This window comes from Vibrio sp. JZG10, from assembly GCF_054064075.1.
In genome coordinates, this window is the sequence record NZ_JBSUGE010000012.1 from 190,089 (window position 1) to 203,479 (window position 13,391).

At 45.2% G+C, this 13,391-nt stretch carries 14 protein-coding genes; 7 read left to right on the plus strand and 7 right to left on the minus strand.

Translation table 11 applies throughout. From position 1 onward, the window contains the following. Positions 1-13: 13 nt before the first annotated feature. The 3 genes from ACWYVB_RS14720 (at position 14) to ACWYVB_RS14730 (ending at position 1,287) form a co-directional block, all read left to right on the plus strand. Positions 14-427 (plus strand): NUDIX hydrolase, encoded by a 414-nt coding sequence (locus ACWYVB_RS14720; protein ID WP_457529326.1) that lies wholly within the window; start codon positions 14-16, stop codon positions 425-427. Positions 428-628: 201 nt separating this feature from the next. Then, positions 629-1,009, plus strand: coding sequence for a hypothetical protein (locus ACWYVB_RS14725; RefSeq protein ID WP_457529328.1), 381 nt, complete (start codon positions 629-631; stop codon positions 1,007-1,009). A gap of 47 nt (positions 1,010-1,056) precedes the next feature. Next, positions 1,057-1,287, plus strand: coding sequence for a hypothetical protein (locus ACWYVB_RS14730; protein WP_005396201.1), 231 nt, complete (start codon positions 1,057-1,059; stop codon positions 1,285-1,287). 90 nt (positions 1,288-1,377) lie between these two features. On the opposite strand, the gene ACWYVB_RS14735 is transcribed toward ACWYVB_RS14730, so the two are convergent. After that, positions 1,378-2,199, minus strand: a complete 822-nt coding sequence (locus tag ACWYVB_RS14735) for a sterol desaturase family protein (RefSeq protein ID WP_457529330.1) — start codon at positions 2,197-2,199, stop codon at positions 1,378-1,380. Positions 2,200-2,348: 149 nt separating this feature from the next. Here ACWYVB_RS14735 and ACWYVB_RS14740 point away from each other — a divergent pair, with 149 nt between their 5' ends. Next, positions 2,349-3,098 (plus strand): tRNA-uridine aminocarboxypropyltransferase, encoded by a 750-nt coding sequence (locus ACWYVB_RS14740; protein ID WP_041853036.1) that lies wholly within the window; start codon positions 2,349-2,351, stop codon positions 3,096-3,098. A 173-nt stretch (positions 3,099-3,271) separates the two neighbouring features. Then, the gene (gene nagK, locus ACWYVB_RS14745) at positions 3,272-4,180 is read left to right on the plus strand and encodes an N-acetylglucosamine kinase (RefSeq protein WP_006742573.1); all 909 of its coding nucleotides are present in this window, start codon (positions 3,272-3,274) and stop codon (positions 4,178-4,180) included. A gap of 205 nt (positions 4,181-4,385) precedes the next feature. On the opposite strand, the gene ACWYVB_RS14750 is transcribed toward nagK, so the two are convergent. The 6 genes from ACWYVB_RS14750 to ACWYVB_RS14775 all read right to left on the minus strand — a co-directional run bounded on the left by ACWYVB_RS14750 (position 4,386) and on the right by ACWYVB_RS14775 (position 9,360). Next, complete coding sequence (locus ACWYVB_RS14750; RefSeq protein ID WP_005377584.1) at positions 4,386-4,652, minus strand: DUF2960 domain-containing protein; 267 nt, start codon at positions 4,650-4,652, stop codon at positions 4,386-4,388. Between the two features lie 74 nt (positions 4,653-4,726). After that, a complete protein-coding gene (locus ACWYVB_RS14755; protein ID WP_457529334.1) occupies positions 4,727-6,505 on the minus strand; it encodes a bifunctional molybdopterin-guanine dinucleotide biosynthesis adaptor protein MobB/molybdopterin molybdotransferase MoeA in 1,779 nt (592 codons plus the stop codon). Next, entirely contained in the window at positions 6,502-7,089 is a 588-nt protein-coding gene (mobA, locus tag ACWYVB_RS14760) for a molybdenum cofactor guanylyltransferase MobA (RefSeq protein ID WP_025534433.1), read from the minus strand. The genes ACWYVB_RS14755 and mobA overlap by 4 nt, the downstream gene beginning before the upstream one ends. Next, entirely contained in the window at positions 7,067-7,786 is a 720-nt protein-coding gene (locus ACWYVB_RS14765; protein ID WP_005396189.1) for an energy-coupling factor ABC transporter ATP-binding protein, read from the minus strand. Before ACWYVB_RS14765 ends, mobA begins: the two co-directional genes overlap by 23 nt. A gap of 50 nt (positions 7,787-7,836) precedes the next feature. Beyond that, entirely contained in the window at positions 7,837-8,535 is a 699-nt protein-coding gene (locus ACWYVB_RS14770; protein ID WP_005396188.1) for an ABC transporter permease, read from the minus strand. Between the two features lie 6 nt (positions 8,536-8,541). Then, entirely contained in the window at positions 8,542-9,360 is an 819-nt protein-coding gene (locus ACWYVB_RS14775; RefSeq protein WP_054867071.1) for a substrate-binding domain-containing protein, read from the minus strand. Between the two features lie 333 nt (positions 9,361-9,693). Between ACWYVB_RS14775 and ACWYVB_RS14780 the strand changes: the two genes are divergently transcribed. Next, positions 9,694-11,145 (plus strand): sigma-54-dependent transcriptional regulator, encoded by a 1,452-nt coding sequence (locus ACWYVB_RS14780; protein WP_005396186.1) that lies wholly within the window; start codon positions 9,694-9,696, stop codon positions 11,143-11,145. Next, entirely contained in the window at positions 11,135-13,174 is a 2,040-nt protein-coding gene (locus ACWYVB_RS14785) for a sensor histidine kinase (protein ID WP_432596220.1), read from the plus strand. Before ACWYVB_RS14780 ends, ACWYVB_RS14785 begins: the two co-directional genes overlap by 11 nt. Positions 13,175-13,391 lie beyond the last annotated feature (217 nt).

A 13,391-nucleotide genomic window follows, 5' to 3' on the forward strand; every position in this document is an offset into this window, starting at 1 on the left:
GAGGAGTGGTTTTGTGATCGATAAAGTTTGTCCCGTCGTTCTGCGTAAGCAAAATCAAGAGTTCTTACTTTTTAAACATCCGTTGGCGGGTATTCAGCTCGTCAAGGGCACTATTGAGACGTTTGATGAAAGTTACATCACGGCTGCAAAGCGGGAGCTCGCTGAAGAATCTGGAATTACGCACGTTATCTCCGCTCGGTATTTATGCTCATGGGACAGTGGCTTTCAAAATCAAGTATGGCATTTTGTTTTGTGCGAGTGTGCTGACCTAGCGGATTCATGGACGTTTCGTACACAAGACGATGGCGGACATGATTTTGCGTTCTTTTGGCACGATATAGGGAGCGATATTTCCTCACAAGCGCATACCGTTTTTCAGAACGCACTGGAAAAAGTTCGAAAACTGATAGACCAAGGAGCGGTTTGAATGAGACTTCTGTTCTAACATTGGTGTATTTGAGCGAAATGCCAAAGCTAACACTATGCTTCTATCAGGAGCGAATAAATTTATTTCGCACGCCTCACGTACTGTTTAAAGGCACTGTCGATCTCAAAAATGGCTATGAGATTACAAATGTTTAACTGACTTCTATATGCTTTGCGCATTCATTCAGATAAGGAAACGATAATGGATAAATTCGTCGTGTTTCTCTTATGCCTTTTTATGACAGTTGGCGGTGTGGTTCATCTTTATGACAACATTGCTAACGGTTTTTTGCCTTATGATTTTGCGCCACGCTGGTTGAATATTTATTGGAGCGCATTGGGGCTGTTAGACTTACTAGCGGTATATCTATTGGTGAAGCACCGTCGTTCCGGATTAGTGCTTATGCTATTGATTCTGACGACCAATGTTATTTTTAGCTCGCACGCTCACTATACATTAGAAATATTGGAAAACAATGCCGCACTTCAAATGAAAACACTCTTTTTAGGTTTTTCATTCGGCGTATCTATCTGGTTATGGAACGCGCGTAAACATCGACAATCACGCCAGATATTTCGTTAACTTTCACTTTTCATCACTCAATTAAGGATAGTAAACAGGGATTCGTTATGAACGATTTTAAAGACTTGGCCAGTTTCGCTGGTTTCAGCGTACTGACAGGTTTAAGCTTTGGTACCACTTTCTTCAGTCTGGCTTTTCTATACAGCTCAATAGAAGCACAACAAGCAATGAATACTAATGCTTTGGTGTGCACGGTGCTTGGTGTGGTTGGTTTATTTGTTGGTATTACTCAGTTAAACAAAAAACGTCAACTAACGGAGAGTGAATCCATTAGCTAGCATCGTGAGGATGAAGTGGTGTTTAACTGGTTGGTGTTTAGGTTTAGTCTATTCGCTTTGTTTACGCACTTCATCCACAAAAACTTTTCTTCAACTGTTGCGTCTTCTTCGGTTATAGCGAAAAGGTTGCGTTAACAGCTTGTCTAATCGTTGTTCTGCTTCATTCCTAATTTCCGGTATACCAATTACGACATCATCATGGCCAAGCTCAGGCTGAGCTCGATATGTCCCAAAAAGTCGATCCCAAACAGAAAGGAAGAAACCGAAATTCGAGTTGGTTTCTTTTGCTATCACGGAATGATGAACGCGATGCATGTCTGGCGTCACTATGACGTTTCGCAGTTTCTGATCCGCTGATAAAGCCAGTTTTGCATTACTGTGATTAAACATCGCACTGGCATTGAGCACTATTTCGAATACCACGATAGCGATAGGAGAAACGCCTAAGATAAATACAGTGGCAATTTTGACACCCATCGAGATGATGATTTCGATAGGATGAAAACGTGCGCCAGTGGTGACATCAATGTCGAGATCGGCATGGTGCATTCGATGAAGCTTCCACAGTGGCTTTACATAGTGAAAGACCACATGCTGAACGTAAATGACGAAATCAAGCAGAATAACCGCTAGAAGCACGTTTAACCAAGCGGGTAGGGAGAGCAAATTAAATAGTCCCCATTGTTGCTCCTGAGCGATAATTGCAGCTTGAAAGGCGGCGATAGGCATGACTAACGCAACAATCAAGCTATTCACAGCAATCAGTGATAAGTTGTTGACCCAGCGAAACCCGCGTGAAGCGGTAAGTGTTTTTCTCGGCAGTTTGTTTTCCCAAAGGGCACAAAGTAATAATACGCCGAGAAAAAAGCCTAATCTTATCCACGAGGGATCTTGAAACGTCGTTTCTGTCACTGTCATTTCCTTATTTATTACTTTATCTATGACCGAGATAAGGGTGAAATTATTTCAACAAACAGTAAGGTGCTTTGAAGGGCTTATCTTGAGGCGAAACCATAATATCAGTAGAATCGCGCTCTACTTTTTACTTGGCATTACTTACCATGAGAATTCACGCTTTCCACCGTTTATATCAGTACCGACAATCTATCTCAACCAAGCCTTTCAACGCGCGTGGATGTAAAGTGGTTCGTTGCCAATATTGCCAGGTTTCTGAGCAACACTGTTTGTGCGATCTTCAGCCAAACATCAAGGCTAATATTGCATGTATGTTGATTGTTTCTGAAAACGAAGTATTTAAGCCAAGTAATACCGGTCGTCTAATTGCTGATACGATTCAAGAGACTTACGTGTATCAATGGAACCGAACAGAACCGTCTGAGGAGATGCTGGAGCTACTACAGGATGACAACTACCAACCAGTGATTGTATTTCCTGCAGACTATGTGGATGACCCATCTCGTTTAATTGAAGATCTGGAGCCTGCGCGATTAGTAAACGAAGAGGCTCAGAACAAAAAATGGTTGCTGATCTTTATTGATGGTAGCTGGCGTGAGGCACGAAAGATATTCCGTCGTTCTGACTTTCTTAAATCTTTGCCTGTGCTTTCTATTGAGCCAGAATCTCTGTCTGAATACATCATGCGCCGTTCTGAGAATGAGCAGCATCTTTCAACCGCCGAAGTCGCGACGTTAGTTTTGAAACAAGCCGGTGAGAATAAAGCATCGGAATGCCTTCAGTTGTGGTTTGAAGCCTTTAGAGAAACCTACATGTTGACCAAGACCCGAGTCAAAAACGATCCCAACCGACCGCATTTAAAACGTTTCAAAGAGTGGGTGAAAACCGAGAGCTGACTCTAAGGAATGAACTTTTGTTGATGGCATGTTGTTCAACTGGCTGCGGTGAGGGGATAAATCTGCATTCGGTCACGGTTTGCAGGCGTACAGATATGGATAATGCCACTAGTTTATACTTTTGACTCCAGCTATTTTTGGAGTCGTTTAAGCATTTTTTAGGAGAGAAATACATGTATTACGGCTTTGATGTCGGTGGCACTAAAATTGAATTTGGTGCATTTAACGAGAAGCTTGAGCGTGTAGCGACGGAACGTGTACCTACACCAACAGACAACTACGAGCTGCTGGTTGATACCATTGCGGAATTGGTTAACAAATACGATGCAGAGTTTGGTTGCGAAGGCACAATTGGTCTTGGCCTACCAGGCATGGAAGACGCAGACGATGCAACGGTATTAACGGTTAACGTTCCTGCGGCGAAAGGCAAACCGCTGCGCGCGGATCTTGAAGCGAAAATCGGTCGCAGCGTAAAGATTGAAAACGATGCGAACTGTTTTGCGCTATCAGAAGCATGGGACGAAGAGCTTCAAGATGAGCCTTCTGTTCTTGGTTTGATCCTAGGTACTGGCTTTGGTGGCGGTTTTATCTACGATGGTAAAGTTTTCTCTGGCCGTAACCACGTAGCAGGTGAGGTGGGCCATACTCGTTTACCTATCGATGCTTGGTTCCACTTAGGCGAAAACGCACCTCTGTTGGGCTGTGGTTGTGACAAAAAGGGGTGTTTAGACAGTTACCTTTCTGGTCGAGGCTTCGAGCTTCTGTATGCCCATTACTACGGTGAAGAGAAGAAAGCGATCGACATTATTAAAGCGCACGCAGAAGGTGAAGCGAAAGCCGTCGAGCACGTTGAGCGTTTTATGGAGTTGCTGGCTATCTGTTTTGCAAACATCTTTACAGCGACTGACCCACATGTTGTTGTGCTGGGTGGTGGTCTTTCAAACTTCGAATTGATTTATGAAGAGATGCCAAAACGCATCCCTAAACACTTATTGTCTGTGGCTAAGTGTCCTAAGATCATCAAAGCAAAACACGGTGATTCAGGCGGTGTACGCGGTGCTGCGTTCCTAAACATCAAGTAGTGACTGAAACCTTACTCGATATAAAGTAAGAAGAAATCTAAAGCCCCGTTTAGACCATCAAGGTAAAAACGGGGCTTTTTACTTATATATAGAAGTAACTCATATACCCAAGTAACTTCTATATGCTTGGGTATAGAGCACGAACAAAAATAGCATGCATAAAAAAACTCGCGACGAATCGCGAGTTTTCTGTTTACAGCTAAGCTTATTTGTTCTTTTTGCCTACGCCTAGGTTTTCTTTTTGAGCTAGGGTAATTTTGCTAAAGCCTAATTTTCTGAAGTAGTTATCGCGGTAGTTGCGCACCGCTTTAGTGTCAGACACTGCTTCGATTTGTTGCTCCATCTTTAGGAACTCAGTGATATCGATACCTTCTGCTTCGGCAACCGCTTCTTGAATGTTGCGGTGCTGCTGGTATGAGAACGTCAGTTCTTTGTCTTGGTCTTTGTAAGTGTAAAGAATGGTGCGAGCCATAGCTGTCTCTCTGAAAAGGTTTCTGTATTAAACAAAAAGGCCAGACTCGCTGACCTTTGAATTTCTAGTTTGGGCTAGATTCTGCCTTGAAGTGGGATAATTGTCACGCTTTCTCCCGCTTTTACTGTATCAATAGCTGGGGAGATTTCGATCAAACAGTTTGCCTCACTCATTGAGCGCAAAATACCAGAGCCTTGCTTGCCTGTTGTTCGAACGGTTAAACGGCCAGTGTTATCCAGTTCATAGATGCCACGACTAAACTCGGTACGACCTTGTCGAGAGCGAAGATTCTCAATCGCGATGGCATTCACTTTCAGAGGCTTCCAGCCTTGTTCGCCTTGCATCTTACGCAGTGCAGGCTCGACAAAGTTAATGAAAGAGACCATCACGGCAACAGGGTTGCCCGGCAGACCAAAGAACGGCTTGTTGTTGATTTGACCAAACGCTAGTGGACGTCCCGGACGCATGTTGATTCGCCAAAAATCGATTTGACCAAGTTTATCCAAGGCAAGTTTGATGTAATCCGCATCACCAACGGATACGCCACCAGAAGTCATAACCACGTCCGCTTGCGCCGATGCGTTTTCCAACGCTTCAATCATTAACTGTTCGTTGTCTTCCAGAATACCGAAATCCAAGATCTCGCAGCCGAGCTTTTCAAGCACGCCCATGATGGTAAAACGGTTGGAATCGTAGATAGAATTCGCTTTTTGCTCTGTTCCCGGCGCTTGTACTTCGTCACCGGTGGAGAACACGGCAACTTTCAATTTGCGGAACACATTCGCTTCACCAAAACCGAGAGAAGCGATCATGCCCATTTCTGGAGAGGCTAGGCGAGTGCCTGCGGTAAAGACGTCACTGCCGATAGCGAGATCTTCACCTGCTTGACGAACGTTTTGGCCTGCTTTGATATTCGCACCATTAAAGGTGACCTTGTCACCTTCTTGAGAGGCTTGCTCACGCATGACCACTGTGTCGCCGTTAAGTGGTGTTGGTGCGCCGGTCATGATCTTCACCGCTTGACCAACTTCTAGAGACTGATCGTAAGCATGGCCCGCCATCACTTCAGCAACCACTTGGTAGCTATCGCGCTCAATATCATCACTGCGGATGGCATAACCGTCCATCGCGGAGTTGGTGTACTGCGGCACGTTTACTGGTGAAATGATATGTTCCGCGAGAATGCGGCCATAGGCGTTTTCAATCTTGCATGCTTCTATTTCCGAAACCGTGTTCACTAAAGAAAGGATTTTTTCTTGGCCTTGAACCACAGAAAGGAAAGCCGGAGAAAGTGTGTCGCAACATGCGGCGTCTTTCTCTTTAGATTTTGGTGCTTTTGCATCTTGAACGTATTGAAGAACAAATTGAGCGATGGCATCCAAATCATTGATGTTCATTTGTGGCAGCTCAGAGTTCAACTCGCCGCTGTCTGACGCGATAGCGATGATGTTTTCATCGTGAGGGTAAAGCCAAGGTTTACCCACTTCTTCACGGTGCAATTCAATTTTAGGAAACGCGATGTTTTTACAGCCTTCGACCAAAACTACATCGAGCTTGTCTTCATCAAAACGTGTTAATAGGTATTCAAACTCTGCTTCGGCCTCTGGCGTTTCTGTCATTAACGCAAAACGGTTGCGAGAAGCAATCAGCATTTGAGACGCGCCAGCTTTGCGTAAACGGTAGCTGTCTTTACCTGGCTTATCGACATCGAAGTTGTGATGAGCATGTTTTAGCATGCCAATGCGTAAACCTGCTTCAGTCAGCTTTGGCAATAGGGCTTCAAGTAGCGTGGTTTTGCCTGTGCCTGAATAAGCTGCAAAACCAAGTATAGGGATGTTTAGCGTGTGTTTCATGATTCTAATTGTCCAAATTGCGCCAGTTCTTCCGGAGTGTTCAAGTTGACGAAACAGTTTGGTGAGTCGCTAAAGTCAACGTAACTGGTGTTGCACTCTTTGTAGAGCAGAATGATTTTGCGGTCGCCACGTTCTAAAAATGCGGTGAGTTTTGGCAGTACGCGCTTGTGGTAGAGCGTGAAAACAGGTTGCTGATGGTCACCATCATGAGCGACCAAAATATCACTGTCTTCTTTGGCGGCTTGGCAGAAACGCTCGACAAGGTCGGTGTTAATTTGTGGGCTATCGCAAGGTACAAATCCAACCCAGTCAGTTTCAGCATGCATCAAACCCGCGTGAATACCGCCCATAGGTCCAGGGAAATCTTTGAATTGGTCACTAAATACGAAACCAAATTTGCTGTACGCATCTTGGTTTCGGTTGGCATTAATTAAAATGCGTGGTGTTTGTGGAGATAAACGTTCAATAACGTGTTCGATGAGTGGCTTCTGATTTAATTCAATCAGACCTTTATCTTTTCCACCCATACGGCTGGCTTGGCCACCAGCCAAAATGACCCAACTAGTTTGTGTTGGTTGAAGCATATGCATTCTCTTGGGATGTTTCTTTTGGTATGACATACAACAGAGGAGACTCTATCAAAGTCTTGTCTTTAATCCACCACTGTTTTTTACATAAGTCGGTCAGTGCGTTGGTTTGATGGCTTGTCACCACAATACTGGAACCACGATCCAAAAGATCTTTCGCCATCACCACCAACCGTTCAATGGATTCTTGGTCTAAAGACGCACTTGGCTCATCCATCAATAAAATCGACGGTTTTAAGATCCAAGCCCTTGCCATGGCAACGCGCTGTTTTTCACCGCCGGACAACACGGAAATATGTTCGTCCGCTAAGGTTTCTAAACCTACCATGCGTAGTGCGTGAATAACTTGAGCTCGCTTATCTTTTGGTGTGTCTTGTTGATATTTCACGCCATAGACTACGTTCTCATAAACAGTGCCGTCAAAAAGGTAAGGAGACTGATGAAGATAAATCACATCGACACGACCATTGCGACGCGTCAGTCTTTTCAGCCACGTATCTTTTGGCGCAACAACGTCGCCAGTAGAGGGTTTGAGCAAGCCAGCAAGGATTTTGAGTAGGGTAGTTTTGCCCACACCATTGTCACCCTTGAGATAAATGGCATCATTTGGGCCGATGGCTAACTCAGGGATGTGGAAAAGCACACGCTCTTTAAAGCGCATGGATAACTGCTCGGCGGTGATTTTTATAGTCATAATGCGCCTCTACATGGGGTTAATGGTGAGTCGTTTGTTTGCTTCATGTTCTATGTTCTGAGGTAGCCTTTGCCTCTCATGCTTGATAAGAAGAAGTTTAGTGCCAACGCTAAAGATAGTAATACAATTCCTAATGCAACTCCTTGCGCAAAAGCACCTTTGCTGCTTTCCATTGCGATAGCGGTCGGAATATTGCGCGTTACGCCCATAATGTTTCCGCCTACCATCATTGAGCAGCCCACCTCGGTTACGATACGTGAGAACCCTGCAATGATAGCTGCGAGTAGAGGAAAGCGGGTTTCCCAAATCATCGTAGCTGCCACGCGCGGAATGGAGACGCCTAGCGTGATGGCAGTTTCCACAGCGCGACGGTCGCTAGATTGCAATGCACCATGCATCATCGATACCAAAACAGGGAAACAGATCACCATTTGGCCGAAGATCATCGCCTTCTGAGTGAACAGCATTTGCCAATCTCCCCAAGGGCCTGCGCGTGATAGCAACATATACAGCAAAAGGCCAATCACGACTGTAGGAACCGCTTGTAGCGTATTCACGATCGACAGCAAAAACCATTTGCCGCGAAAATCGGTATACGCCAGCACAAAGGACATCAAAATAGCCGGCAATACCACTAAAGATATTGCCGTGATAGAAACACTAAAGGAGACCGCAACGATCTCCCATAGGTCTGCATCAAAATTCACCAGTAAGCGAAGCGCTTCCAGTGTTGTATCAGCAAGATTCATATTGCGTTATTTGCTCTCAGCATTCGCAACAAACAGTTGTTTACCGTTTAGGCGGAAACCATTGATAAGTTCCTGTCCGCGAGGGTTCACCAACCAATCACTGAATGCTTTCGCGCCTTGGTAGTTGATTGTTGGGTAACGCTCAGGATTAACAAGAATAACTTGGTACGGGTTAAACAGTTTTTCATCGCCTTGGAACAGAATTTCTAGATCCAATTTGTTTTGATAAGCCAACCATGTGCCGCGGTCTGTCATGGTGTAGCCTTGCATTTCAGACGCCATGTTCAGAGTTGGGCCCATACCTTGACCTACGCTGCGGTAACCGCCAAAGTTTGGTTCGATTTTAGTTTGAGCCCAGAAGCCCATTTCTTTTTTGTGCGTACCAGAATCATCGCCGCGAGAGATGAACGTTGCGTTTTTGTTTGCGATCTCTTTGAATACATCTAACACGCCTTCGTCATTTTTGATTTTTGCTGGGTCAGCTTTCGGGCCAACAATTACAAAGTCGTTATACATCAGTTTACGAGGTAGAACGCCGTAGCCTTTCTCAACGAATGCGCCTTCGGCTTTTGGTGCGTGTGTCATCACCAAATCTACGTCACCGTTTTCGCCCATTTTTAAGGCCTTGCCAGTACCCGCAGCGATAACATCGACTTTGTAGCCCGTGTCTTTCTCAAATTGTGGAAGCAGGTAATCAAGTAACCCTGAATGGTAAGTACTGGTAGTGGTTGCTAGGCGAACGTGCTCGCCATCTTGAGCGGAAAACGCAGAGTAACTTACAAGCGTGATTGACGTCGCAGCCAGAGTTAGCGCAATTTTTTTCATTTTTATGTGTTCCTTTCCAATGATTCTTTGGCTTTTCTCCCGATGCATTGGGAGAGGCCTCTTGGGCGAGAGCGATTAGTTCAAAGTGCAAGTTGTCTTAGGGTGTTGGAATAACAAACACCAACATCCTGAGATCACTTGAATACGCCCTGTAGCCACCTTATAGCAAACAAGATGCCAACCTTTTACAAGCGAAAAGTGCTCGATTTATGCACTAAATCATGGGGTTATTTGCACAAAAGTTTGCGTTGGTACAAAATGTCGCACTTTTTGTAGGGTATCTCTGTTTAAACTTGGTACACTCTGTCCCATCCGAAGCCATCTGGGGTAAATATGTCTACTCAATCCCATATTAGTACAAACCAACAATATAACGCCTTTTCCGTACTGGTCGTTGATGATGAATTGGGCATGCAAGCCATTTTGAAAAAGGCATTGGGGAAGCTTTTCTCACATGTCGACACTGCTGGCAGCATCGAAGAAGCAGAGCAACTGCGTAATTCTCGACATTATGATCTGATTTTACTGGATATTAATCTGCCGGGGCGCTCTGGGATTGAGTGGGAAGAAGCGTTTGAAGATGACGACAAACGTGCCGATGTGATCTTCATGACGGGCTATGCGGATTTAGAGATTGCTATTCGCGCACTTCAACTTGGTGCTTCTGACTTTATCCTCAAGCCCTTCAACCTTGAGCAGATGCTAAAAGCGGTCAGCCGCTGTATGGATCGCCGTTTGAACGAGCGCATGCAGTACGCCATGAAGCGCGATTACCAACGTCACAATACCTCCGAGATCATCGGTGGTTCAGAAAAAACGCGTCAGCTTAAGCAGCTTATTAACCAGTTTGCACCGTCGCGTGCTTCTGTTTTGGTCGAAGGTGAGTCGGGTACGGGTAAAGAGCTGGTTGCGCGAGGTATTCACCAAGCGAGTGGGCGAACGGGCCCATTTGTGCCAATCAACTGTGGCGCCATTGCGCCAGAGCTACTTGAAAGTGAGTTATTTGGTCATACATCGGGCGCGTTTACCGGTGCAAAAAAATCTCGTGAGGGTTTGTTCCGCGTAGCAAATGGCGGCACCTTGTTCCTCGATGAAATTGGGGAAATGCCACTTGCAATGCAGGCATCATTATTGCGTGTGTTAGAGCAGCGTACTATCCGCCCTGTTGGTTCAGAAAAAGAAATCAGCATTGATGTCCGTATCGTTGCTGCCACCAACCGAAACCTGCAAGAAGAGGTCAACCAAGGCAACTTCCGCAGTGACCTGTATTACCGTTTGAATGTGCTCAAAATCGAAGTGTGTCCGCTGCGAGAGCGCAAAACCGACTTATTTGAGTTAGTGCCATTTTTCAGCAACATGCTGACGCGGGAGCTTGGTATGCCTGCGCCAAAATGGGCGCACGAAGATATGGAAGCGATGAGCGAGTACGATTGGCCAGGCAATATTCGTGAACTGAAAAACTTGATTGAGCGATGCATTTTGCTTGGCAAACCGCCTGCGCATTATTGGCGGGAGCTGAATGGTGGACACTCATTGCCTAATGTGTCGATTACCGTTTCTCATTCTGCTGAACTACCGACGTTTAAAGAAGGTAGAGAGTTCACTGGTGAGGGGTATCCAAACAACTGGACACTTAAAGAAGTCGAAAAAGCACATATAAAACAGGTCGTTAACTTGCACGAAGGCAACAAATCAGCCGCTGCTCGTGACTTAGGCGTGGCGCGTAAGACCTTAGAACGTAAGTATAAAGAATGGGATTCTGAGGATGAGGAATATGCCGACTAACGGCCCACAGCACAAAGGATTGTCGAAATGGACGCACCGTTTTAAAACCATGGTGCGTTATCGCTTATTATTTTTAACCTCCGCACCTATCTTCCTCACTTTGATAGCCCTGATCGGGATTACCATTTATTGGTCCATCCATTATACGTGGCAAAATGCACTGCTTGATGTTTCTGAGCGTCTTGGTGTTGCGAATAACAGCGTAACGTTGTTACAGCAAAAGCAATCGAATTACGTACGTGCGTTTGCTGACTCATACGATTTTCGTATTCGCATCAATCAAGGGATACCGCAAGATGAGCTGCAAAAGTGGGTCACTGAGCAGAAGAAAAGATATGCTTTAGATTTTCTCTCTTTCCAACGCGTCAACTCGATGGAAAACAAATTCCGCTTTATGGATCTCACTAAGCGAGAATCGTTTTTTGATGTACTCAATAAAGATGAACTCGAACGCCTCGATCCTGAACTCGCTAAACGAGCGGAAGTGCCTATTCTTGCTGATGGTGGCATGGAAGCGCGTGGGTTAGTCAGTCGAACCGTGATTCCTGTACATAGCCAAACGAATGATTTGATCGGCTTTCTTGATGGTGGTTTGCTTCTCAATAACAGCACTGTATTGGTAGATCAAATTCGCGACTTAATCTATCTCAGCGATAATGATCGCCTTCGTCCGGTTGGCACGTTGACGGTATTTCTTGATGATTTGCGTGTAAGTACCAACGTTCCTCTAGACAGCGAGCATAGGCTAGGGCGCGCCATAGGCACTCGCGTGAGCGCAGAAGTGTATAACCAAGTACTTTCAAAAGGTGAGCAGTGGGTTGACCGAGCCTATGTGTATGACGCTTGGTATATTACGGCGTATCAACCGATCAAAGACCAATACGACAACGTCATTGGTATGCTTTATACCGGTTACCTAATGTGGCCATTCGTTAAAGCCTACATGACCAACATTGCCGAAATTAGCTTGATTACGGTTATGTTATTGCTGGTTTCCGGCGTGATGGTATATCGCGGTTCTTATGATCTGTTTCGACCGATCGAACGCATCCATAAAGTGGTGAAGCAGGTCCAACAAGGAAAAGAAAAACGGATTGGTCCGTTGGGATTGGATGCCGATCATGAACTCGCACAATTAGCCAGACAGTTTGATGATATGTTAGACGCGCTAGAAGAGCGCAAAATTGAACTGAAGAACTCCGCAGCGCAACTTGAATGCAAAGTTCAAGAGCGCACAGCAAGCCTTAGAGAAAAAACCCAAGATTTAGAGCTGCATATTCAACTGCTCAACCAAACTCGCGACAAACTCGTTGTTCATGAAAAACTGGCAGCACTGGGAGAACTCACCGCGGGGATTGCTCACGAAATTAATAACCCAACCGCCGTGATCCTTGGCAACGTGGAGTTGATCCACTTTGAGTTGGGTGACGATGCAAGTCGAGTACAAGAAGAGATTGATGCTATTCACGCGCAAATCGATCGTATTCGCAATATCACGCGCAGTTTATTGCAATACAGTCGCCAGGGCGGTGTTCAAGATGAAATCACTTGGCAACATGTCAATCCTATCATTGATGAAAGCATCACCTTGGTTAAAACGGGCACCAAGAAACGCGACGTCGAGTTTGTGACTGATCTACAAGCGCATACGTCCGTTGAGATAAACCGTCACCACTTGCTACAAATCTTAGTTAATTTGCAAATGAATGCCATTCACGCAATGAACGGCAAAGGCACGTTAACCGTAGTCAGTGAAGACTGGATTGACGAGGGCGAAGTGAAAGGAGCCGCGATTCATGTTATTGACGAGGGTTGCGGTATTAAGCCAGAAAACTTGAATCGAATCTTCTCACCATTTTACACGACGAAGCGAGAGGGTACTGGATTGGGACTGTCGGTCTCTCAAAGTATCCTCAGCCAAACGGGTGGTGAGCTAAAAGCCGAGTCGGAATGGGGAAAGGGCAGTAAATTCAGTATTTATTTACCTAAAAAAGCCGAGCTGATCCTAGAGGTGACGAATATCGCTTAGTCACTTGTTGTAAGCATTACGGAAGAAAGAGCCAGTTATAATACTGGCTCTTTTTTGTATTCAATGACGCATTTGTGCTTGAGCTTTTTGCTTTGAAGAAGCACTGCGATGGTTTCACTAGCGATGAATTAATAAAAACAACACTTGCAGTATGTAGCATGAACAAGTACCGTTGCCCGGTTTTTCTAAATACACCCCAATTGCTAAGGTAAAGGTT

Excerpts from the sequence above, each read along its gene's own strand:
- ACWYVB_RS14725 (WP_457529328.1), top strand. The coding sequence starts at position 629 with ATGGATAAATTCGTCGTGTTTCTCTTATGCCTTTTTATGACAGTTGGC.
- ACWYVB_RS14730 (WP_005396201.1), top strand. The coding sequence starts at position 1,057 with ATGAACGATTTTAAAGACTTGGCCAGTTTCGCTGGTTTCAGCGTACTG.
- ACWYVB_RS14740 (WP_041853036.1), top strand. The coding sequence starts at position 2,349 with ATGAGAATTCACGCTTTCCACCGTTTATATCAGTACCGACAATCTATC.
- nagK (WP_006742573.1), top strand. The coding sequence starts at position 3,272 with ATGTATTACGGCTTTGATGTCGGTGGCACTAAAATTGAATTTGGTGCA.
- ACWYVB_RS14750 (WP_005377584.1), bottom strand. The coding sequence starts at position 4,652 with ATGGCTCGCACCATTCTTTACACTTACAAAGACCAAGACAAAGAACTG.
- ACWYVB_RS14755 (WP_457529334.1), bottom strand. The coding sequence starts at position 6,505 with ATGAAACACACGCTAAACATCCCTATACTTGGTTTTGCAGCTTATTCA.
- mobA (WP_025534433.1), bottom strand. The coding sequence starts at position 7,089 with ATGCTTCAACCAACACAAACTAGTTGGGTCATTTTGGCTGGTGGCCAA.
- ACWYVB_RS14765 (WP_005396189.1), bottom strand. The coding sequence starts at position 7,786 with ATGACTATAAAAATCACCGCCGAGCAGTTATCCATGCGCTTTAAAGAG.
- ACWYVB_RS14770 (WP_005396188.1), bottom strand. The coding sequence starts at position 8,535 with ATGAATCTTGCTGATACAACACTGGAAGCGCTTCGCTTACTGGTGAAT.
- ACWYVB_RS14775 (WP_054867071.1), bottom strand. The coding sequence starts at position 9,360 with ATGAAAAAAATTGCGCTAACTCTGGCTGCGACGTCAATCACGCTTGTA.
- ACWYVB_RS14780 (WP_005396186.1), top strand. The coding sequence starts at position 9,694 with ATGTCTACTCAATCCCATATTAGTACAAACCAACAATATAACGCCTTT.
- ACWYVB_RS14785 (WP_432596220.1), top strand. The coding sequence starts at position 11,135 with ATGCCGACTAACGGCCCACAGCACAAAGGATTGTCGAAATGGACGCAC.